Origin of the sequence: Stenotrophomonas sp. S41 (genome assembly GCF_016624625.1) — a bacterium.
Lineage (GTDB): Bacteria > Pseudomonadota > Gammaproteobacteria > Xanthomonadales > Xanthomonadaceae > Stenotrophomonas.
Window position 1 is genome coordinate 1 of record NZ_JACVTV010000003.1, and the last position, 21,491, is coordinate 21,491.

Genomic DNA, 21,491 nt, shown 5'->3' on the forward strand with positions numbered 1-21,491 from the left:
CCCCCCCGGGCCCCCCCCCCCCCCCCGCCCGCCGGCCCCCCCCCGCCGCTACCGGACATCGCCACCCGCAGGGGTAGCGCCGGGCCATGCCCGGCGGTTCTCAGCCGTTGTCGCGCAGGAACCGGGCCATCGAGGATACGCCCGGCACGCGCGGTTCGAATTCGCCGGCCACGTCGATAAAGCCGCGCATGACCGCGATCTCGCGCGGGCTGCGGTTGAGGCTGTCGCGTACTTCCGGATCCGCACCGGCGCGCAGCAGGCGCTGCACCAGCAGCGGCAGCCCGTGCAGGGCGGCCAGGTGCAGCGGGCCGAAGCCGCGCGGGTCACGCACGTCCAGGCTCACGTCCTCATCCAGCAGGCGCTCCACTGCAGCCATCACCACCTGTTCGTCGCAGGCGGTGCCCGGCTCGGCGCGTGCACCCAGCAGCAGCAGCAACGGCGTGACCGAACCGGCCGCGGCCAGGTCGGGCTCGGCGCCGGCCAGCAGCAGCGTATCCAGCAGGGCCAGCAGGCGCGAACGGTCGCGGGCGCTGAAGCCGTACAGCGCCGCGCAGTGCAGCGGGCCCAGCTGCTGCGCATCGCCGGCGTGCACATCGGCACCGGCGGTGAGCAGGCGCGCGACGATGTCCGGCAGGCCCAGCGCCGAGGCCAGCATCAGCACGGTCACTCCGCCCGGCAGGCGGTGTTCCAGCTGGGCGCCGGCATCGAGCAGGGCCGAGACGATATCCACCTGGCGCATGCTGACCGCCGCCGACAGCGGGGTCGCGCCACTGGCCGCGCCGTGCTGCGGATCGGCGCCACGCGCCAGCAGCAGGTCGACCACCGCCAGATGGCCACCGCCGGCCGCACGCAGCAGCGCGGTGCAGCCCTGCGCATCGACGGCGTCGATGGCAAAGCCCAGGTCGTTCAAGCGGCGCACGGCATCCACGTCGCCAGCCATGGCGGCGGCCGGCAGGTCGCTTTCGCGCAGGGTGCGGCGCGGCAGCGGCCACACCCGCCAATCCAGCCAGTCGGCCAGGTCGCGGCGGCCGATCGACAGCGCCACGCCCAGCGGGGTCTGGCCATCGGCGGCACGCGCTTCCGGCGATGCACCGTGCTGCACCAGCAGCTTCAGCGCGCCTTCGCGGGCCAGCGCGGTGGCCAGGTGCAGGGCGGTCATACCGTGGCTGTCGCGGGCTTCGCGATCGACACCGGCATTGAGCAGGGCCTGCTGCAGGCGCAGCCAGCCCAGGCGCACCGCCAGCGACAGCGGCGGATCACCGGCCGGCGAAGCGGCGAATGGATCGGCGCCGCGTTCAAGCAGTTCCAGCGCCAGCTGTTCCAGGCCGCGCGCGGCCTGGTCGTGCTGCGCGCAGGCGGCAAGGAAGCGCGCGAGGCCACCGCGGCCAGCCGGCGACAGGCCACGCTGCAGCATCACCTGCAGCGCCGGCACCGCGTCGATGCCACGCGACAGCAGGGCGAACATGGGGGTGTCGGCACAGGCGTCGCGCACGTACGGGTCGGCGCCATGGCCCAGCAGCCAGTCGACCGCGCGCGGTTCCAGCGCCAGCTCCGGGTCCAGCAGCAGGCCGCCCAGCTCTTCCGGCTGGCACAGCCTGGCCAGCGCGGCCATGCCTTCGGTATTGCCGAAGCCCAGCGCTTCGCGCAGCAGGGTCAACGGCGGACGGTCGGGCAGCAGGCCGCTGGCGCTGGCGGCTTCACCGCGTTCGGCCAGGCCATCGCTGACCGCAGCCGGCAGCGGGTAGGACGGATCCAGCAGGGCCACGATCGCCCAGCGCCCGGCTTCGGCGGCGTAGTCCACCGCACGACGGCCGAGCGGATCGCTGGCATCGGCAGCGATGCCCAGGTCGACCAGGCGCTTGACCAGCAGCGGCGAGACATCCTCGGCCATCGCGGCCAGCAGCACCGCGTTGCGGCCTTCACCATCGACCGCCACCAGGTCGGGCTTGTGCGGCAGCAGGTGCTCGATGACGGCGGCGCGACCGGCGCGCGCGGCTTCCAGCCACGGCGTGCGGCCCAGCGCATCGCGCGCTTCCAGGTTGGCGCCAGCACCCAGCAGCACGCCGATGATCTCGACATGGCCGGCCAGGGCGGCTTCGTGCAGTGCACTGCGACGCTGGCGGTCGCGCGCATCGGCGCGCGCCTTGTGCTTGAGCAGCAGCTGCACGCCGGCCGGATCGTCGTCCTCGGTGGCGGCGGCGGCCAGCAGCACCGGAGTGCCTTCGCTGGGTTCGCTGCGCGCACCGCGTTCGAGCAGGAAGCGGGCCAGGCGCCAGTTGCCGACCTGGCAGGCCACCGCCAGCGGCGACCAGCCTTCGGTGTTGAGCGCATCCACCTCGGCGGCGGCATCGCGCAGCAGCGCGGCCACGCCCGGGTCGGAACTGCGCGCGGCGTGGTGCAGCGGGGTGTTCCCATCGCTGTCCATGGCGCGCGAATCGGCGCCGTTGGCCAGCAGGGTCATCACCGCTTCGGGGCGGCCATGCCAGCTGTCGCGCGTGGCGGCCAGCAGCGGGGTCATGCCACGGTGCGGGGCATTCACGTCAACGCCGCGACCTATCAGCTCGCGCAGCAGGCGCAGATCGGGCAGCACGGCGGCGAGCACGGCCAGGCTGCGCTGGTCGCGCCAGTTCGGGTCCGGCAGCGCATGCGGATCGGCACCGGCCTGCAGCAGCTGCAGCGCGCGGTCGATGCGGCCATGGCGCGCGGCTTCGTACAGCGCCGGGGTCAGTTCCTGCGGTGCCATCGCTTCCAGCGGCGTGCTTTCGGCGGCGGCGTTGAACAGGGCTTCGGCATCGCCGCTGGGCAGGTCCTGGGCGGTGCTGCGCAGGCTGACCATCGGCGCCGGCGCCACCCGCTGCAGCAGCAGGTGCAGGACCGGCGACAGCACCAGCGTGGCCAGTGCGGCAGGCCAACCGGCGCCTTCCGGCAACAGGCCCGGCCAGGCCGGCAGCACGATCAGCGCGGCCAGGGCGACCACGATCGCCGCCACCAGCAGGCCACGCCAGGCGGTCAGGTCACGCCCGGCCAGGGCCTGCCAATGCTGGGCGAGGCTGCCATCGAGGCGTTCGACATCGTTCCACAACGGCCAGGTACGCCATGCGGCCAGCAGGCCGGCACTGACCAGCACGCTCAGGCCGAGCACGGCGGCCAGGCTGCCGCTGTCACGCAGCGCCGCCAGCGGCCATGCCAGCAGCAGCGCCAGGCCTGCCGGGGCCACGGCCCACAGCACCGCCAGCGCCGGCAGTTCCTGCCGCGCGATCAGCTTCGGAGCCTGCAGCGTGCGGCTGCGCCGCCACCACGACACGCCCAGCGCGAACGCCGGCTGCGCCAGTGCGGCAAGCACGGCACCGGGCAGCCCACCCACGACCGAGGCCAGCGCCAGCACGGCGCCGAGGACGAAGGCGATCGACAGTGCGCGTGGGCGCGACAGCTCAGTCATAGTGGCGCCGCATCATGCTGGTCACCGACGGCGGCACCTGCAGGTAGAAACCCCGCTCGGTCAGCTCGCTGCGGACCTTGTCCGGGTCGGCCTGGGCCAGCCGGCGCTGCGCATCCAGGGTCACTTCGAGGACGAACGACAGCGCACCCAGCGAGGTGACCAGCGGCGCAGGCAGCGCGCTGAAATCATCACGACGGGCGAGATAGACGTAGGTGTCCGGCTTGAGTTGGCTTTTATAGACGTAGGCGTGCATGTCCGCGGGACGATAACCCGGGAAGAGCCATGATTGTGTCGGAAAGCCGACACCGGGGAAAGCCGTCAAGCGACGATGGCGGCGCGATCGACGGCGTTTCCCGCGTGGGGTTCAGCAATGTGGCGGCGGCGTTCAGCCTGCCGCCACCGGCCTCAGTTGGCCGCGACCTCTTCGGTCAGCTGCGGATCGAAGGTGGGCGCCTGCAGCCAGCGCACCACGTCGCCGCCCAGCGCATCGGCAATCTGCTCCAGCGTGGTGCAGGCGCGGAAGGTGAATGGCCGGTTGGTCGAGCGCTTCAGGGTGAAGTTGCCGACCACCTTCCCGTCCTCCTTCAGCTCGCCATAGATGCGGCCCCACTTCGGCCCGGAAATGGCACCGCCGCCCGCAGCGTGCGCCTTGGTCACCACCAGGTGCAGGTTGCGGCCGGCGCCGTCCTCGCTGTCACCCACCACCACCGCGCCATCGGCATGGCGCACGATGCTCTGGCTGAGGTACTGGCCGAAGTGGCATTCGTCGCGGATCAGTTCGCCACCCACGCCCTCGCGGTACGGCACGTCGGCGGTGATGAGGATGGGTGTGCCGGCGGCCTGCGCCTGGAGCGCGGGCACGCACAAAAAAACCGCTGCCAGGGCAGCGGCGTGGATCGACTTCATGGTGTTCCCCCTGTAGACCGCGTCCCCGGCACACCGCCGGGGACTACGGCAATGCTTACTTTACCTTGGCGTAGGTGCCTTTCAGCGCCACACCCGCCAGGATCGCGCCGGCGTAGCACTCGTAATTGGTCGCGCTCTTGAACTCGTTCTTCTTGTAGTAGCTGACGATGTCGACCACGGCATTGGCGCCGCGCGACTTGGCGCCATCCTGCAGCGCGCGCAGCGCCGACAGGGCCACCCAGCGGCAGGCTTCCTCGTCGCTCTTGTTGGCGGCGTTGGTCTTCTTGTTGGTCACGTCCTCGCCCAGGCGCTGCTGCACGCTGACCGGCTGGCCGGCCAGGTAGAAGCGCACGCTGCCGTCGATGCCGGCATCCTTGGCGGCCTGCGAGCTGACCAGCTCGCGCAGGGACTGCTCGACGCGGGTGTCGCGGGCCGAGGCGGTGGTGGTCAGGGCCAGCAGTGCGGTGGCCGTGGCGATCATCAGGGTACGACGCATCGAAACTTCTCCTTGTTCGGGGTGCGGGGTGGAGCGCGGTGTGGGGCGGTGGATCATTCGCTCCAGCGGCGGAACACCAGCGAGGTGTTGATGCCACCGAAGGCGAAATTGTTGCTCATCACGTACTCGGCCTGCAGTTCGCGGCCCTGTCCGGTGATGAAATCGAGCTGGCCGCAACGCGGGTCGACCTCGCCCAGGTTGAGGGTCGGGGCGAACCAGCCGGCGCGCATCATCTCGATGCTCATCCAGGCTTCGAACGCGCCGCAGGCCCCCAGCATGTGGCCGACGTAGCTCTTCAGCGAGCTGATCGGCATGCGGTTGCCGAAGACCTGGGCGGTGGCCTGGGTCTCGGCGATGTCACCGTGGTCGGTGGCGGTGCCGTGGGCGTTCACGTAATCGATCTGCGACGGCTGCAGGCCGGCATCCTCCAGCGCCAGGCGCATGGCCTGGGCCATGGTGTCGGCGCTGGGCTGGGTGACGTGCTGGCCGTCGCTGTTGGTGCCGTAGCCGACGATCTCGGCGAGGATCGTCGCGCCGCGGGCCTGTGCGTGTTCCAGGTCTTCAAGGATCAGCGTACAGGCGCCCTCGCCCAGCACCAGGCCATCGCGGCCGGCATCGAACGGGCGTGGGGTGGTCTGCGGTGCATCGTTGCGCGTGCTGGTGGCGAACAGGGTGTCGAACACCGCCGCGGCGGTGGCGTCGAGCTGCTCGGCACCACCAGCCACCATCACCGTCTGCTTGCCGCTGCGGATCGCTTCGTAGCCGGCGCCCACGCCCTGGCTGCCCGAGGTGCAGGCGCTGGAAGTGGTGTAGACCCGCCCGGACAGGCCGAAGAACACGCCGATGTTGACCGGCGCGGTATGGCTCATCATCTTCAGGTAGGTGGTCGCGCTGATGCCGTCGGTGGTGAACTCGTGCAGCATGCGGCCGAATTCGCCGGTGGCTTCATGGCTGCCCGAGGACGAGCCGTAGGCCACGCCGGCACGGCCGCTGCGCAGCACCGGGTGCTCGAACAGGCCGGCTTCGCGCAGCGCCACTTCGGTAGCGCGCACCGACATGATGGCGACCTTGCCCATCGAGCGGGTGGTCTTGCGGTTGTAGTTCGGCGGCAGGTCATAGTCCTGCGCCGGTGCGGCCAGCTTGGTGTTCAGGCCGGCGTAGACATCCCATTCGGGCATCGTGCGCACCGCATTGCGGCAGCTGCGCAGGTGCGCCTCGATGGTCGGCCAGTCATGGCCGAGCGGACTGATGGCGGCGGCACCGGTGACCACCACGCGACGATCGGCGGCCATCAGATCATGCCCCCGTTCACCGAGATGACCTGGCGGGTGATGTAGCCGGCCGGCTCGGACAGCAGGAAGGCGACGGTGGCGGCCACTTCCTCCGGACGGCCGACGCGGCCGACGGGGATCAGCTTCAGCGCATGGTCGACCACTTCTTCGTTCAGCATGTCGGTCTCGATCAGGCCCGGGGCCACGCAGTTGACGGTGATCTGGCGGCTGGCCAGTTCCAGCGCCAGCGCCTTGGTGGCACCGATGATGCCGGCCTTGGCCGCACTGTAGTTGACCTGGCCGCGGTTGCCGGCCACGCCGGACACCGAGGACAGGGTGACGATGCGGCCCGGCTTGCGCCGCCGCACCATCGGCATGATCAGCGGGTGCAGCACGTTGTAGAAGCCATCCAGGTTGGTGTGGATGACCTGGTCCCAGTCGTCCTCGGACAGCGCCGGGAAGGCGCCATCACGGGCGATGCCGGCATTGCAGACCACGCCGTAACAGGCGCCATGCGCTTCCACGTCCGCTTCCAGCGCCGCACGCGCGGCTGCCCGGTCGGCCACGTCGAAGGCCAGCACGCGGGCCTGCTGGCCCAGTGCCTGGATCTCGGCCACCACGGCCTGTGCTTCCTCCACGCGGCTGCGGCAATGCACCACCACGTCGAAGCCGTCGCGCGCGATACGCAGCGCAATGGCCCGGCCGATGCCCCGGCTGGCGCCGGTCACCAGCACGCTTCGATTCCCTGTCATGCCTGTCCACTCTCCAGATATGCCATCGAGTCGGCCGGTTCGAACACCGACACGTTGGCGACCGCCCATTCTTCATCGCCTGCCAGGATCCGGCAGGCGAACATCCCTAGCCCATTGTCACCCAACAGCTCGCAGCGCGCGTGTACGCGAAGCACACTGCCGCTGGGGAAGCTGCTGCGCGGGCTGGTGTAGCGCCGGCTGCCGAGCAGGAAGCCCAGCTGCGGCGGGTTGCCGGCCACGCGGGCACGGCAGCCGGCCCAGGCCGCGATGGCCTGCGCCATGTATTCGATGCCGACCCAGGCCGGCACGCCGCCGTCCTCGATGAACAGCCCTGCGGCGGGCACCACCAGCTCGGCCTCGATGCTGTCCTGGTCCCAGCGCACGATGCGCTCCAGCAGGCACATGTCCTGGCGGTGCGGCACCACGTCTTCGATCGCGAACAGGGGCAGGCTCATGCGGCCACCCCCTGCAGTGCCAGCACGGCATTGCTGCCGCCGAAGGCGAAGGAATTGCTCAGCACCCGCTGCGGCGCCCGGTCCAGGCGCGCGCCCGGGGCGACCAGCGGCAATGCCGGCAGGGCCGGATCCGCGCTGCCATCCCACCAGTGCGTCGGCAGCCGGTGGCCGGGATTCTCGGCCAGCAGGATCCAGCACACGGCCGCCTCGATCGCACCGGAGGCGCCGAGGGTGTGGCCGGTCAGCGGCTTGGTCGAGCTGGCCGGCACCGTGGTGCCCAGCACCTGGGCCACGGCCACGCTTTCCATCGCATCGTTGTGGCCGGTGGCGGTGCCGTGCAGGTTCACGTAATCCACGTCGCCTGCATCCCAGCCGGCACGCTGCAGCGCCTGCTGCAGGGCGTCGATCGCCCCCAGGCCCTTCGGGTCGGGCGCGGACATGTGGTGGGCATCGGCCGATTCGCCCCAGCCGGCCAGCTGCACCGGGCCGGCGTCGCGGGTCAGCAGGAACAGCGCGGCACCTTCGCCGATGTTGATGCCACAGCGGTGCTGCGAGAACGGATTGCAGCGCAGCGCGGATACCGACTCGAGCGCGCTGAAGCCGGCCACGGTGAAGCGGCACAGCGAATCGGCACCACCGGCGATGACCGCATCGACGATGCCGGCGCGCAGCATGCGCGCGGCCGACATCAACGCCTTGGCACTGGAGGAACAGGCGGTGGACAGCGTCCAGGCCGGGCCCAGCGCACCGCTGCGCTGGCGCACGAACTGCGCGGCGGTGCCCATTTCCTGCTGTGCGTAGTCGAAGCCCTGCGGCCACTCACCGGTCTCGGCGCGGGTACGCAGGGCCTGCTCGGATTCACCGATGCCCGAGGTGCTGGTGCCCAGCACCACCGCCACCCGCTGCGCGCCGTAGCGGGCGATGGCGGCCTGCACCGACGGCGCGATCTGCGCCAGCGCCGCGTCCAGCAGCGCGTTGTTGCGGCCACGCAGGGCCACCGGCAGGTCGTCCAGCGCCGGCAGCGGCGTGCGCACTTCGCCCAGCGCCAGAGTCTGGCCCGGCAGCAGGGTGTCGTTGTCGCTGAGGCCGCCCGGTGCGTCGGCAAAGAGGGCTGCGGCCACGGCCGCGCGGCCTTCGCCGAGCGCGCAGACCACGCCCAGGTCGTTCAGGTAAATCGCTGCGGTCATTTATCCTGCCCGGCCATGTCGATCGATTCGATGCGCAGGGTGTAGCCCTCGGCGCGGTTGTCCAGCTGCACGCTGCCATCGTCCAGGCGCTGCAGCTGCAGCCACACCTGGCCATCGCGCGAGAGGCTGCGCTGGTGGCCATCGTCGGCCACCTGCCAACCGGCCGGCAGCGCCTTGGCAATCGCTTCGGTCGGCCACAGCGCGAACTGCAGGTCGTCCAGCACGCGCTCGGCACGCACCTGCGGCGGCAGCCAGGGCGCGCGCTGCTGGGTCAGCTGTTTGCCGTCCCACTGCAGGCGCACGCCGGTCTGGCCCATCGCCTGCACGGCCAGCTGCACCTGCTGCGCATCCGCTTCCAGCAGCGCATCGAGATCGCGTTCATGACTGCCGAAGCGGAAATGCAGCTGCTGCTGCAACGCCAACGGCGCCGGCAGGCTGGCCGGCGACAGGCGCAGCGGCGGCAGTTCAACCAGCGGGCGCGGCATGCGGCTGGCACAGGCGGCCAGCAGCAGGCACAGCAGCACCGCGCTGAAACGGACGATCAGGCGCTGCACAGCTGCTCCAGCACGCGCATGCGGCGACCGTTGGGGTCGGCCACGTAGGGGTTGTTGGTGTCCCAGGCGTAACCGGCCAGGATGGAGCTGATCATGTCGCGCACTTCCGGCTGCTGGTCGGGGTGGTAGATGATCTTCTGGAAACCGCCTTCGTACCAGCTTTCGACGAAGCGGCGGAAGGTCTTCACGCCGGCGCGCAGCGGAATGGAGAACTCGTTTTCCCAGTCGACGGTTTCACCGGCGTAGCGGCGCTTCAGGCATTCGCTGGCCAGCTGTGCCGACTTGAAGGCGATGGTCACGCCGGAGGAGAACACCGGGTCGAGGAATTCACCGGCGTTGCCCAGCAGCGCGTAGCCCGGGCCCCACAGCGAGCTGACGTTGGCCGAATAGCCGGTGATGCGGCGCACCGGCAGCACGGCCCATTCGGCATTGGCCAGCAGGCCGGTCAGGTTCGGGTCCTCGCCGACGATGGCCTGCAGCTTCTGCAGGTCGTCGCCCTCGTAGCGTTCGAAGAACGACGGCTCGGCGACCACGCCCAGCGAGCAGCAGCCGTTGGAGAACGGAATCGTCCAGTACCAGACGTCGATGTGCTCGGGGTGGGTGGTGATGAGGATCTTGTTGCGGTCGAAATCCGCTTCGGCCGGAATGTTGTCGCGCACGTGGCAGAAGATCGCACCGCGCACCGGGAAGTTGGACGGCGATTCCAGGTTGAGCAGGCGCGGCAGCAGGCGCGCGAAACCGGAGGCATCGAGGATGAAATCGGCTTCGATGCGGTACTCGCTGCCGTCGGGACGGCGCACGTTCACCGCCGGGTGCTCGCCGGCTTCCACCGCCAGCACTTCATCGCCGAAGCGCAGGGTGGTGCCCATGCGCTCGGCACCGCGGGCCAGTACGTTGTCGAAGTCGGCGCGCTGCACCTGGTAGGTGGTACCCCAGCCCGGCGAGAACTTCCTGCGGAAATCGAAGGCGGTACGCGCCTCGCCGTGGACGAAGGCCGCGCCGTTCTTGTGCTGGAAACCGGCTTCCACCACGTCCTGCAGCAGGCCGGCCGCCTCGATGTACTCCATGCTCTGCGGCAGCAGGCTCTCGCCGATCGAGAAGCGCGGGAACTGCTGGCGCTCCAGCATCAGCACCTGGCGGCCCTGCTGGCGCAGCATCGCCGCGGCGACCGAGCCGGCCGGGCCGGCGCCGATGATCAGGATTTCAGTACGTTCGACGTCGGTCGGTTGGGCAGTTGCATCCACGGCAGTATTCATCGGTGCGTCCTTGTTGCTCGATCAGGTGGAAAGGAAGGGCGTGCAGTACAGCGCGGTCAGGCCGGCGGCAAGTCGTGCGGCGGCGGGCGGAACAGCGGCGAGATCAGCCAGACCAGGCCGATGCCGAACAGCAGGGTGAGGCCGAACGCGCGCAGCGCCGGCGTCTGCGACAGGCCCAGCAGGCCGAACGACAGCCAGGTGCTGGCCGCGCCCACGCACACCGCCAGCCAGGCACTGGCATCGCCGCGGTGCTCGATCAGGAAGATGCCGTAGTCGATGCCCATGCCCAGCAGCAGCATCAGCGCCAGCACGTTGAACAGCTGCAGCGGCTGGCCGAACAGGCCGAGCAGGCCGAGGGTGAGCGCACCGGCGATCAGGGTCGGAGCGAACACGCGCCAGGCCTGGCGGCGGTAACGCAGCCACAGCGCGCCGAACACCAGCGCGATGCCGACCAGCAGCAGCCCGCCCATCAGCTTGCGGTAGTGGCCCAGCAGCTTGGAGAAGTCGGCCGTGCGGTCGACCCAGCGCACGCCGGGCAGGCCCTCGGCCGCGCCCTGCAGGGTGGCCAGCGCATCGGCACGCGAGAGGTCATCGACCATCACCACGCTGACCATCTGCCCACCCACTGCACCCACCCACAGGTGGCGGAACGGCTTGGAGGCTGGCGAGGCAAGGAAGGTTTCGGCGGTCAGCGGCGACGCCGCGAAGTCCGGCCGCGGCAACGGCTCGCCCACGGCTTCAGAGACCGCCGACAGCACGCCCGGCTCCACCTTCGCGGTCAGCGCGGCATCGGCCTGCTGGCGCGCCGGCGACGGCAGCCAGTCGCTGATCGCGCGGTAGCCACCGATGCGCTTGTCGCTGGCCAGCGCACGCAGGCGTCCGGTCAGCGCTTCTTCGCGTTCCAGCAGCTGCGCCGCGTCGGCGCCCTGCACAAGGTAGAACTGCGCCGGGCTGGGCATGCCCAGCAGCTGGCTGAGGCGGATCTGTTCGGCCATCAGCGCCGGCGGCGAGGACTGCAGGCTGCGCAGGTCGTCGTTGCTCTGCAGGCGCACGATGCCGATGGCCGACAGCGCCAGCGTGGCGACGATGAAGACGGTGACCGGGCGCGTGCCATGCAGGCGCGGGAAGCGTTCCAGGGTGTTGCCCAGCCACTGCGAGAAACGGGTCTGGCGGATCTCGCCACCGTCCAGCCACGGGAACCAGAAGATCACCGTCAGGAAGGCACCGGCAAGGCCGACCACCGAGAACAGCGCCATCTGCCGCAGGCCCGGGAACGGGGCCAGGCCCAGTGCCAGATAAGCCAGCGCGCTGGTCACCAAGGCCAGCCACAGGCCCGGCAGCAGGTGCTTGAGCAGCTTCCAGCGACGGTCGGCCGGCTCGGCCTGGCGAGACGCGAACCAGTGGATGCCGTAATCCTCGGCCACGCCGACCAGCGACGCGCCGAATACCAGGGTCAGCACGTGCACCTTGCCGAACACCAGCACGGTCACCGCCAGCGCCACGCCGCAGCCGATCAGCAGCGACGCGGCCACCAGCAGGATCGGCCGCAGCGAACGGAACGCGAGCCAGACCAGCAGCAGCACCGCCGCCAGCGAGCCCCAGCCGATCGTGTTGATTTCCTGGTTGGCCTGCACGGCGGCCGCCTCGGCATGCAGCGGCACGCCGGCATGCAGGATCTCCAGGTCCGCGGCGGCGGCCTTGGCGGCCTGGCCGGCGCGTTCAAGCAGGCCGTCGATATGGCGCTCGCCATCGAGCTGGAAAGCCGAGCCGGGCGTATCGAACTGCAGCGCGGCCCAGTGCTTGCCCTCGGCTTCGAGCAGGCCATCGTCGCCCAGGCGCAGGCCGGAGCCCTGTGCCTGCTGCTGCCACCATTGGGGCCACAGCGACAGCGGGTCCTGCCGCCAATCGGTCAGACGCGGTGCACCCATCGGGCCATACAGCGCGCCCAGCGCCTGTTCGGCCAGCGCGCCCGGCTCGGCCTGCTGCAGCTGTTCGCGCTGGGCCGGGGTCAGCAGGCGGTCGCGATACGGCGCGTAGAACGCGCGCGCTTCATCGAACCAGCCTTCGATGGAACCGCTGGGCACCAGCAGACCGCTGTCGGCATCGCTGGCCATGGCCTTGGCGAAGGCGGCCTGCGCGCGTTTGGCGGCAGCGCCATCGGTACTGCCCAGCAGCACCACCACCTGGCGCGAGCTGCCATCGGCGATGCGCCGGGTGACATCACTCAGCAGGCGGTCGTGCGCATCCTGCGGCAGCAGGGCGAGGATGTCGGTGTCGATCCGCGATTCCTGGCTCCACAGGCGCCATTGCTGCGCGCCCATCACCAGCAGCACCAGCAGCCAGGCAATGCCCAGCCAATGCCACCAGCGGCGCAGGCGCTCCGACCCCTTCCCTGCGGTGCCAGTCGACATATCAGTCAAAACGGCGCGCCTCGTCGGCGGACAGGCTGGCCGGCGCTTCGCTCAACGCGCTGAACTGGATCTGCGTGCGGTCCTTGTTGGCCTCCACGATCTCCACCTGGCGCACGTAGCGGTCGCCCTGCAGGGTCAGCGATTCGAAGGCCTTGGCCAGCATCGCCGACTTCGGGGTCAGCTTCAGCCGCCAGCCCCGCCCTTCGCGGCTGGCCTGCACGTTGAACTGGCTGGACAGCGCCTGCACGTCGCCGCTCATCAGCGCGAACATGATGGCGTTGACCGAGCGCATCGCCGGCTGCTGGCGCGCATCCAGTTCGACGCGGGTGCTGCCATCACGCTGGCGGCTGAGGATGCGGTCGGCGGTGACCACCACTTCGGACGGGAACGGCTTGAGCGTGGTCCAGATCACGCCGTGCTGGCGCGCGACCACGAACTGGCCCTGCGAGCGCAGCGGGTTCTTGAAGCCGCTGACCTGCTTTTCCTGGGTGAACTGGCCACGCAGCACGTCGGGCCGCGCCACTGCCTGGGTGATCGCATCGACGGCGGCATCGGCCGCCTGCACCAGCGGCGCAGCGGCAAGCATCAGCGCGCACAGCAGCGCGCGCGGGAGTACCGTGCGCAGGGACGGGACGAAAGCATTCACGGGGCAGGCACTCCAAGACGCTGCCACAGCACCGGCGGGCACTGGTACAGCATTTCCTTGCTGGCCGCGTCCACCGCGACCTGGATGGTCATCGCACGGGTCAGCACCTGGCCGCTTTCCGCATCGATGATTTCGTATTCGATCTTCAGCCGGTTCTCCCATTCGACGATGCGCGAGACCACGCGCAGCGCCTGGTTGAACAACAGCGGGCGCACGTACTTCACCCGCGCGTCGACCACCGGCCACAGGTAGCCCGATTCGAGCATCTGCGGGTAGTCGTAGTCGTAGCGGCTGAGCAGCGCGCAGCGTGCGATCTCGAAGTACTTGAAGTAGTTGCCATGCCAGACCACGTTCATCGGGTCGCAGTCATGGAAGGCCGGGGACAGCGAGATCTCGCCGACCAGTTCGATTGCTTCATTCACCGACATACAGCTCCCAGCGTTGCGCGCGGATCTCCACCAGCAGTTCCCGCAGTTCGCGATCCAGCGCGCGGTCTTCTTCGACCAGAGCGATGCGCTGCCCCAGGTCGGCGTACATGTCGGCCAGACTGCCATGCAGCTGCGCGTTCAGGCCAACCCGTTCGCGCAGGGCCAGGCCCTGGCGTGCGGCGATCAGCATCGCGGCCACCACCTGTTCGGTCAGTTCGATCACGCGCAGGCAGTCGCGCGCGGCGATGGTGCCCATGCTGACCTTGTCCTGGTTGTGGCATTCGGTCGAACGCGAGAACACGCTGGCCGGCATGGTCTGCTTCAGCGCCTCGGCAGTCCACGCGGAGACGCTGATCTGCAGCGCCTTCAGGCCATGGTTGATGGCCGCGCGCGGGCCGGTGGCCGCCGACAGGTTGGCCGGCAGGCCGTGGTTGTAGCGGGCATCGACCACCAGCGCCAGCTGCCGGTCGAGCAGGTCGGCAACGTTGGCCACGGTGTTCTTCAGGGTGTCCATCGCCAGCGCGATGTGGCCGCCGTAGAAGTGGCCACCGTGCAGGATGCGTTCGCCGTCGGCATCGATCAGCGGGTTGTCGTTGGCGCTGTTCAGTTCGGTTTCGATCAGCTGGCGCAGGAACGGCAGGCTGTCTTCCAGCACGCCGATCACGTGCGGCGCGCAGCGCAGCGAATAGCGGTCCTGCAGGCGCTGTTCGTTGCGCGGCGGGCGCTCGCTGTGCAGGTCGCTGCGCAGGCGCGCGGCGATGCGGCCCTGGCCCGGGTGCGGCTTGGCGGCGAACAGGGTCTCATCGAAGTGATGCGCGTTGCCGTCGCTGGACAGCACGTTGAACGCGGTCAGGCGGGTGGCCATGCGGGCCAGGTAATCGGCACGCTGCCAGGCCAGGCAGGCCAGGCCGGTCATCACCGCGGTTCCGTTCATGATCGCCAGGCCTTCCTTCGGCCGCAGCTTCAGCGGAACCATGCCGATCTTCGCCAGCACCGGGCCGGCCGGCTGCACCTGGCCTTCGAACAGCACCTCGCGTTCGCCACACAGCACGGCGGCCACGTAGGACAGCGGGGTCAGGTCACCACTGGCGCCCACCGAGCCTTCGGCCGGGATCAGCGGCAGCACGTCGTGCTGCAGCAGGGTGGCCAGGCCTTCCAGCAGCTGCACGCTGACACCGGACATGCCGCGCACCAGCGAGGCCAGGCGCGCGGCCAGCACGGCACGGGTCTCGGCCGGGTCCAGGTAACGGCCCAGGCCGCAGCCATGGTAGGTGTAGAGATGGTGCGGCAGCTCGGCCACCAGCGCCGGCGGAATGTTCACCGTGCACGAATCGCCGTAGCCGGTGGTCACGCCATAGATCACCCCGTCCTCGCGCAGCAGGCGGTCGAGGAAATCGGCGCCGCGCTGGATATGCGCGCGGAAGGCCGGGGCCTCGCTCAGGGCGGCGTCGCACTGGCGCTGGGCCAGGGCAACCACGTCTTCGATGGTCAGCGGTGCATCGCCGAAACGGCACACGGGTACGGCGTCAATCGTCATGAGGAGCCTGGTCCCAGAAGGGGAAGAAGTTGAACCAGTCCAGCGGGGACTGGATGACCTGGAGTTCCAGCCAGCGTGCGAAGCGCTGCGCCTGTTCAGCCAGTGCGGCGTCACGCGAACCACGCGGCAGTACCACGCGGTCGGCAAAGAGTTCGAAGGCCACGCGATAGCCATCGCCTTCGTGCAGGCAGGACATCGTGTAGACCGGGCACGCCAACGCGGACGCCAGCACATAGGCACCGATCGGGAACGGCGCACGGTGGCCGAGGAAATCGGCCATCACGCTGCGCCCGCCCTGCACCGGCACGCGGTCGCCGACAATGGCGACGAAGCCGCCGGAGGCGACTTTCTCGGCCAGCATCACCGCCGTGGCCGGGCCCATCTCGGTCACCTGCACCAGTTCCACCGCGGCCAGCGGATCCAGCCGCTGCAACAGGCGGTTGAAGCGCTGCGCGTGCGCGGTGTGCACCAGCACGGTGATGCGGAACCCGGGCACCTGCTCGGCCAGCACCTGGCACAGTTCCAGGCAGCCGATGTGCGCGGTCAGGATCAGGCCGCCTTCGCGGCGCGCGATCTTGCCCAGCACCAGGTCGCGCTGCAGGTGGATGCGCTCGGGCGGGTAACGGCCGCCGAGGCCGAGGATCTTGTCCAGCATCGTGTCGGCGAAGCTGAAGAAATGGCGCAGGCTGTCACGCCAGCCCGGCGCATGGCCGAGCGCGCCGGTATGCGCCTGCAGCCGCTGCAGGTACTGCAGCGAGGCGCGGCGGCCGACCCGGTTGCCCAGCCAGTGGCAGACCACCACCGGCCACACGCACAGGCGGAACGGCCAACGCCCGAACCAGCGGTGCACCCAGCACAGGAACAGCACGCCGGCCACCGAGGTGGATTCGCCGATGTCGGCCCAGTGCGGTGCGTCGTGCGCGCGGCTCATCTCAACCCTGCCCCTGCAGGCGGCGCCACAGCAGGCGCGGCGCGCGCGGCAGCATGCCGAAGAACAGGCGGGTGTGCATGCGGCTGATGCGCACGTTGTCGCGCCACACGTCGAAGTGCGAAACGCCGTCGGCCGGATAGGTCACGCGGGTGGCCAGGTGCTCCACCGGCAGCTGCCGCCAGTACAGCCGCACCATCACTTCGGTATCGAAATCCATGCGCCGGCCGATGGTTTCCTCACCGATCAGGCGCAGCACCGGCGGCAGCGGGTAGACCCGGAAGCCGCACATGGTGTCGCGCAGGTGCAGCGACAGCGTGTTGATCCAGACCCAGACATGGGTGGCATAGCGGCCATACAGCCGCGCCTTGGGCACGCTGGCATCGTAGGCGGGAATGCCGCAGATGACGGCGTCCGGCCGCGCCCGTGCGGCGGCGATGAAACGCGGCAGGTCGCCCGTATCGTGCTGGCCGTCGGCATCGATCTGCAGCACGTGGCTGTGGCCGCGGCGCGCGGCTTCGGCGAAGCCGGCCAGCATCGCCCCACCCTTGCCCTGGTTCACGTCCAGCCGCAGCAGGTCGACCCCATCGCGTTGCGCCAGCACCTGCAGCACCTCGGCGCACGATGCACGCGAGCCATCGTCGACCAGCAGGCATGGCAGGCCGGCGGCCTGCACGCCGTCCACCACGGCGCCGATGGCATGCTCATGGTCGTACACGGGAATGACCACCAGCGGCGCGAAGGCGCCACCGGCCACCACGGCGTCAGCGCGCATCGGTCAGGACCACCTTGCCGCTGGCGTGCGTGCCATGCAGGGAGGTGTAGCGGAACGTCAGCACGCCGCGTTCGGCATCCCAGTCCAGCTGCAGGGTCAGTTCGTCGCCGGGGCGGGCCACGCGCTGGAACTTCACCGCATCCATCCGCACGAAACCGCGCGGCAGCGCGAAGGCCTGGCGGGCGAAGCGCACCGCCCAGTCCAGCTGGGCCACGCCAGGCAGGATCGCCGCCTGCGGGAAGTGTCCCTGGAACGCGCGCAGCGAGGCATCCAGGGTGACACGCAGGGTCGCGGCCGTTGCGCCGCGATGGTCCCACTGCGGCACCGGCATCAGCGGCTGGAACAACGCCGCCAGCGCGGCCTGGGTGACCTTGCCCTGCGCGTTGATGGGCAGCGCTTCGACCAGCCGCCAGCGGCGCGGGCGGGTGACCGCATCGTGGCCCTGCGCCAGCCGCGCGCCGAGGCGCAGGCCGAAGGCACGGCGCGCGGCATCGCCGGCGGTCACCTGCGCCGGATCGGCCGGCACCACCACCGCCGCCAGCTGTTCGCGCTGGCCGGACAGCACCAGCACGCGCACGTCCTCCACGTCCGGGTCATCGCGCAGCGCGCGTTCCAGCGCGTCCAGCGAGACCCGGCGTTCTTCGATCTTGACGATGCGGTCGGCGCGGCCGAGCAGGCGGAAGCGGCCATCGGCCAGTGCCTCCACGCGGTCCTGGGTGCGCCACCAGTCACTGCTGTCCAGGTGCGCCGAGGCCACCGCGAGGCAGCCGTCATCGATGCGCCACTGGACGCCCGGCAGCGGCTGCCACGGTGGCATGTCGGTCTCCCAGCGGCGCCAGGCGATGCCGCCGGTCTCGCTGCTGCCGTACACCTCGGTGGGGGCCACGCCCAGCCACTGCCGCACCTGCCGCGCGGCCTCTTCCGGCAGCGGGCCGCCGGAGGAGAACACCGCGCGCAGGCGGCCGTGCAGGCTGGCCCAGTCCAGCTGTTCGGGCAGGCGCTTCAGGTGTGCGGGGGTCGCCACCAGCACGCTGTCTGCGGCGGCCAGGGTGCCGACCAGGTCTTCATGGAAGAAGCGCCGTGGCTGGATCTGGCGGCCCGCCGCCAGCGGCCACAGCACGCGGAACAGCAGGCCGTAGATGTGCTGGTGCGAGACCGTGCCGTGCACCTGCACGCCGTCGAGCCGGGCGCCGAAGGCGGCCTGCAGCGCATCGACTTCGCGCGTCAGCTGGTCCATGCGCTTGTTGATCGCGCTGGGCTGGCCGGTGCTGCCGGAGGTGAACACGCACAGTTCGCAGGCGCGCTCGTCCAGCACCTGCAGCACACCGTCGGCCGCCACGGCCGGCGTCAACGGGCGGTAATCAGCCGAGACATCGCCGGCGAAGCCACTGACCTGCGGCTGCAGCGCCTGCAGCGTGGCCGGCAGGTTGTCGGCGGCGAGGAACACGCGCTTGCCGGCGTGCCAGGCACCGAACAGGGCCGCGGCGAAGGCAATCGCATCGTCGAAATACAGCGCCCAGTCGCGGCCTTCGGCGGCGGCGAACGCATCACGCCAGGCCAGCGCGCGCAGGCGGAAGGCGCTGTGATCCAGGGCGACGCCTTCGCAGAGGCCGACATCACGGCCGGGCTGCGCGTCGACCAGCAACCGGTCCAGGGCGATCCAGTCAGCCATGGGCATGGGCCGCCTTGACCCGACGCCGCACCAGCCATTCGCCTGCGAACAACACTCCCATCATCACGTACGCCAACAATCCGTTGTAGAGCATCCAGACCCGGTCCGACGCGTACAGCGCGGTGAACAGGGCCAGGCCACCGTTGAGAACAAAAAAGCCGCACCACACCTGGGTGACGCGACGGGTATAGGCTACCGCGAAGTCCGGCAGGTCCGGCTCCTGCAGGCGCGCCAGGCGCTCCACCAGCGGCGGGCCGAAACGCAGGCTGGTGGCGAACACCGCCAGCATCACCACGTTCACCAGCGCCGGGTACAGCTTCAGCGGCAGGGCCTGGTTGAGCACGGTGGCCAGCCCGGCCAGCAGGCCGGCACCGGCCGCGGCGGCCCACCACAGCGGTTGCCGGGTGCTCAGCGCACGCAGCAGGGCCAGGCCGAACAGCAGCAGCGACAGCCAGCGTGGCTCGAAGCGGCCCATGGCCACGTAGACCAGCACCGGATAGGCGAGCGAAAGCGCTGCCACCACGACCATGCGTGCACGTGCCATGGTCGGGATTCCCTGGCTGCGGTCAGGCGGCTGCCTGGCCAGGCAGCAGACCATGCACGACATCGACGATGTCCTGCACGGTGCGCACGGCCTTGAAGGCTTCCGGCTGCAGGTTGCGGCCCAGCAGCGGCTTGAGCTGCACGATCAGGTCGACGGCATCGATGCTGTCGATGTCCAGATCGTCATACAGGCGCGACTCCGGGCTGATCCGGGCAGGTTCGATCTCGAAGCTGTCGGTCAGGATGCGGACGATGCGCTCGAAGAGTTCATTCTTGGTCATGGCAGTTCCTGGCGCCTTACGACTGGCGGGCGGCGACGAACTCGCCGAGCGCGCGCACGCTGGAGAAATGGCGACGGGTTTCTTCCGAGTCGGCCGAGAGGCTGACACCGTACTTCTTCTGCAGGGCCAGGCCCAGTTCCAGGGCGTCGATCGAATCGAGGCCAAGGCCTTCCACGAACAGCGGCGCGGTCGGATCGATGTCCTCCGGCGTGATGTCCTCCAGCGAAAGCGAGGAAATGATCAATTCCTTGATCTCGTGCTCAAGTGCTTGCACGGGTCGGATCTCCAGACAGGTCGAAATAACGAGTGAGGTGGTCGGTGACGCGACGGGCCGCCAAGGCATCCCCCCTTGACGCGTCATCTTCGTCCAGAAAGGGCGCGATGGCGATATCTTCGCCGATCTGCAGCTGAACGTGAAAACGACGTGAGGGCACACGATACCACTTCTGGCCCTTGGTCAGCGTCGCCGGCGTGCAGCTGATACGCACCGGTGTGATGTCCAGCCGCCCACGCACGGCGATGTTGGCGGCACCGCGCTGCAGCCGCAGCGGCTGCCCCGGCACGGTGCGCGTTCCTTCCGGGAAAATGACCAGGGTGCCGCCGGCATGCACGGCCGCCACGCAGTCATCGACCAGGCCGGCGCCATCGTCATTGGCGATGTAGCCGGCGGCGCGGACCGGGCCACGCATGAACGGGTTGCAGGCCACCGCGCGCTTGACCACGCAGTCGGCGTTGGGCAGCAGCGCGATCAGGCAGACCACGTCGATCAGGGTCGGGTGGTTGGCCAGCACCAGCAGGCCATCGCGCTGCAGGCGCTCGCGGCCCTCCACCTGCAGGGTCATCAAGCCCAGCCGGCACATCAGCCACACGTGGCTGGCAAACGCCGCCTGCACCAGCCGCCGCGCCCGCCGCTGGCGCGCGATCGGGTCGCGCATCAGCAGCAGCACCGGCATCACGAACACGCCCAGCAGCAGCCCGCCCACGCCGAACGCGGCGAAGCTCAGGCCGGTGCCGAATACCCGCCAGGCGTGGTCGAGACGGCGCAGGGCTTCAGCCATGGCGGCTCCAGCACCAACGCTGGCCCTGGGTCACGTGTTCCAGTGTGGGTGCCGCCGATGACAGCAGGAAGCGGTGCAGATCCAGCGCATGCGGCAGCAGGCCCGGTGCAGTGTTGCCCGCATCGGCGGCGGGTTCCCAGGCCAGGCGCAGGCCGGTGCCGGCCGTACCAGACGGCGCCAGGCGCCAGCACCAGGCGAAGAACGGGTCAGGTTCGTCGGCGAATTCGGCGTAAACGTCGGGCAACGGCGACTCATATACCACTACCCGCACTTCCTTGGCGCCATCGGCCAGCAGGCCGGCGGCTTCCAGGCAGGCGGTTTCCACGGTGGACTGGCCGGCGGCCAGTGCCAGGTAGTTGCCGCGGTGGCCGCGGGCGATCGAATAGAGCGCGGCGATGGCGTTGTGCACCGACAGGCCGAAACCAGTGGGCGACAGCGGTTCGGAGGCGGCCAGCGAGCCCAGCAGGTCCATCGAACGGGCCACGTCCCCGTGGCGGCTGGCGAACACCAGCGGCACGTCGCTGTCGGCGCCCTGCGCGTCTTCACACCAGCACGCGGCCTGGATGGCCATGCGGCCGAGGCGCTCGATGCGGCGGCGCTGCATGGCCGGCACTTCGGCCAACGACGGCGTGCCCTCGCCCTGCGGCAGGAACGGCGCGTCGGCCCAGCCCATCCATTGGCTACGTTCTGTCAGTCCAGGCGCCCAGGCGGCCCAGTCGACAACGGAAAATTCGATCATTACCGGTGATGTTTGGATGGGCGGAAGACAGGCACGGGCCAACAGCATGGCGACGCGCGGCGGCCCCCCATTCCTGCAGCCGTGCGTCCGTCCAGGACGTCGCCGGCAGCCCCCCTGGCGGCCGGAAAGGTGCGAACGCTAGCACGTCCCGCGCAGG

Annotated in this window: 22 protein-coding genes; all 22 read right to left on the reverse strand. The window is 70.0% G+C overall.

Annotated elements, in window-relative coordinates; translation table 11 throughout:
• Nucleotides 1-100: 100 nt before the first annotated feature.
• The gene (locus tag IAE56_RS01085) at nt 101-3,439 is read right to left on the reverse strand and encodes an ankyrin repeat domain-containing protein (protein WP_200751140.1); all 3,339 of its coding nucleotides are present in this window, start codon (nt 3,437-3,439) and stop codon (nt 101-103) included.
• Nucleotides 3,432-3,692, reverse strand: coding sequence for a YcgL domain-containing protein (locus IAE56_RS01090; protein ID WP_150453741.1), 261 nt, complete (start codon nt 3,690-3,692; stop codon nt 3,432-3,434). The genes IAE56_RS01085 and IAE56_RS01090 overlap by 8 nt, the downstream gene beginning before the upstream one ends.
• Nucleotides 3,693-3,844: 152 nt before the next feature.
• Nucleotides 3,845-4,345 (reverse strand): hypothetical protein, encoded by a 501-nt coding sequence (locus tag IAE56_RS01095; RefSeq protein ID WP_159097584.1) that lies wholly within the window; start codon nt 4,343-4,345, stop codon nt 3,845-3,847.
• Between the two features lie 55 nt (nt 4,346-4,400).
• Nucleotides 4,401-4,841, reverse strand: coding sequence for an excinuclease ATPase subunit (locus IAE56_RS01100; protein ID WP_108770439.1), 441 nt, complete (start codon nt 4,839-4,841; stop codon nt 4,401-4,403).
• A 53-nt stretch (nt 4,842-4,894) separates the two neighbouring features.
• Complete coding sequence (locus tag IAE56_RS01105) at nt 4,895-6,133, reverse strand: beta-ketoacyl-ACP synthase (protein ID WP_200751141.1); 1,239 nt, start codon at nt 6,131-6,133, stop codon at nt 4,895-4,897.
• Entirely contained in the window at nt 6,133-6,864 is a 732-nt protein-coding gene (locus IAE56_RS01110; RefSeq protein WP_200751142.1) for a 3-ketoacyl-ACP reductase FabG2, read from the reverse strand. Before IAE56_RS01110 ends, IAE56_RS01105 begins: the two co-directional genes overlap by 1 nt.
• Nucleotides 6,861-7,319 carry a hotdog family protein gene (locus IAE56_RS01115; protein WP_108770442.1) on the reverse strand — a complete coding sequence of 153 codons (459 nt, stop codon included), beginning with the start codon at nt 7,317-7,319 and terminating at the stop codon, nt 6,861-6,863. The genes IAE56_RS01110 and IAE56_RS01115 overlap by 4 nt, the downstream gene beginning before the upstream one ends.
• On the reverse strand, nt 7,316-8,506 hold the full coding sequence (locus IAE56_RS01120) for a beta-ketoacyl-ACP synthase (protein ID WP_200751143.1): 1,191 nt from the start codon (nt 8,504-8,506) through the stop codon (nt 7,316-7,318). Before IAE56_RS01120 ends, IAE56_RS01115 begins: the two co-directional genes overlap by 4 nt.
• Nucleotides 8,503-9,060, reverse strand: a complete 558-nt coding sequence (locus tag IAE56_RS01125; protein WP_200751144.1) for a DUF3261 domain-containing protein — start codon at nt 9,058-9,060, stop codon at nt 8,503-8,505. Before IAE56_RS01125 ends, IAE56_RS01120 begins: the two co-directional genes overlap by 4 nt.
• Entirely contained in the window at nt 9,048-10,316 is a 1,269-nt protein-coding gene (locus IAE56_RS01130) for an NAD(P)/FAD-dependent oxidoreductase (protein WP_108770445.1), read from the reverse strand. The genes IAE56_RS01125 and IAE56_RS01130 overlap by 13 nt, the downstream gene beginning before the upstream one ends.
• A gap of 56 nt (nt 10,317-10,372) precedes the next feature.
• Nucleotides 10,373-12,727, reverse strand: a complete 2,355-nt coding sequence (locus IAE56_RS01135; RefSeq protein ID WP_200751145.1) for a hypothetical protein — start codon at nt 12,725-12,727, stop codon at nt 10,373-10,375.
• Nucleotide 12,728: 1 nt separating this feature from the next.
• Entirely contained in the window at nt 12,729-13,313 is a 585-nt protein-coding gene (locus IAE56_RS01140) for an outer membrane lipoprotein carrier protein LolA (protein WP_200751202.1), read from the reverse strand.
• A gap of 56 nt (nt 13,314-13,369) precedes the next feature.
• Nucleotides 13,370-13,801 carry an acyl-CoA thioesterase gene (locus tag IAE56_RS01145; RefSeq protein ID WP_108770447.1) on the reverse strand — a complete coding sequence of 144 codons (432 nt, stop codon included), beginning with the start codon at nt 13,799-13,801 and terminating at the stop codon, nt 13,370-13,372.
• Nucleotides 13,788-15,338 (reverse strand): aromatic amino acid ammonia-lyase, encoded by a 1,551-nt coding sequence (locus IAE56_RS01150; RefSeq protein WP_200751146.1) that lies wholly within the window; start codon nt 15,336-15,338, stop codon nt 13,788-13,790. The genes IAE56_RS01145 and IAE56_RS01150 overlap by 14 nt, the downstream gene beginning before the upstream one ends.
• Nucleotides 15,328-16,269 carry an acyltransferase gene (locus tag IAE56_RS01155; RefSeq protein WP_200751147.1) on the reverse strand — a complete coding sequence of 314 codons (942 nt, stop codon included), beginning with the start codon at nt 16,267-16,269 and terminating at the stop codon, nt 15,328-15,330. Before IAE56_RS01155 ends, IAE56_RS01150 begins: the two co-directional genes overlap by 11 nt.
• A 1-nt stretch (nt 16,270) precedes the next feature.
• Nucleotides 16,271-17,041 carry a glycosyltransferase family 2 protein gene (locus IAE56_RS01160; RefSeq protein ID WP_108770450.1) on the reverse strand — a complete coding sequence of 257 codons (771 nt, stop codon included), beginning with the start codon at nt 17,039-17,041 and terminating at the stop codon, nt 16,271-16,273.
• Entirely contained in the window at nt 17,031-18,713 is a 1,683-nt protein-coding gene (locus IAE56_RS01165; RefSeq protein WP_200751148.1) for an AMP-binding protein, read from the reverse strand. The genes IAE56_RS01160 and IAE56_RS01165 overlap by 11 nt, the downstream gene beginning before the upstream one ends.
• Entirely contained in the window at nt 18,706-19,257 is a 552-nt protein-coding gene (locus tag IAE56_RS01170; RefSeq protein ID WP_200751149.1) for a hypothetical protein, read from the reverse strand. Before IAE56_RS01170 ends, IAE56_RS01165 begins: the two co-directional genes overlap by 8 nt.
• Nucleotides 19,258-19,279: 22 nt before the next feature.
• Nucleotides 19,280-19,537 carry an acyl carrier protein gene (locus IAE56_RS01175; protein WP_025878014.1) on the reverse strand — a complete coding sequence of 86 codons (258 nt, stop codon included), beginning with the start codon at nt 19,535-19,537 and terminating at the stop codon, nt 19,280-19,282.
• A 16-nt stretch (nt 19,538-19,553) separates the two neighbouring features.
• Nucleotides 19,554-19,811: a phosphopantetheine-binding protein gene (locus tag IAE56_RS01180; protein ID WP_005411610.1), complete on the reverse strand. Its 258-nt coding sequence runs from the start codon at nt 19,809-19,811 to the stop codon at nt 19,554-19,556.
• Nucleotides 19,798-20,595, reverse strand: a complete 798-nt coding sequence (locus tag IAE56_RS01185; protein WP_200751150.1) for a lysophospholipid acyltransferase family protein — start codon at nt 20,593-20,595, stop codon at nt 19,798-19,800. The genes IAE56_RS01180 and IAE56_RS01185 overlap by 14 nt, the downstream gene beginning before the upstream one ends.
• A complete protein-coding gene (locus IAE56_RS01190; protein WP_200751151.1) occupies nt 20,588-21,334 on the reverse strand; it encodes a beta-ketoacyl synthase chain length factor in 747 nt (248 codons plus the stop codon). Before IAE56_RS01190 ends, IAE56_RS01185 begins: the two co-directional genes overlap by 8 nt.
• Nucleotides 21,335-21,491: the final 157 nt, after the last annotated feature.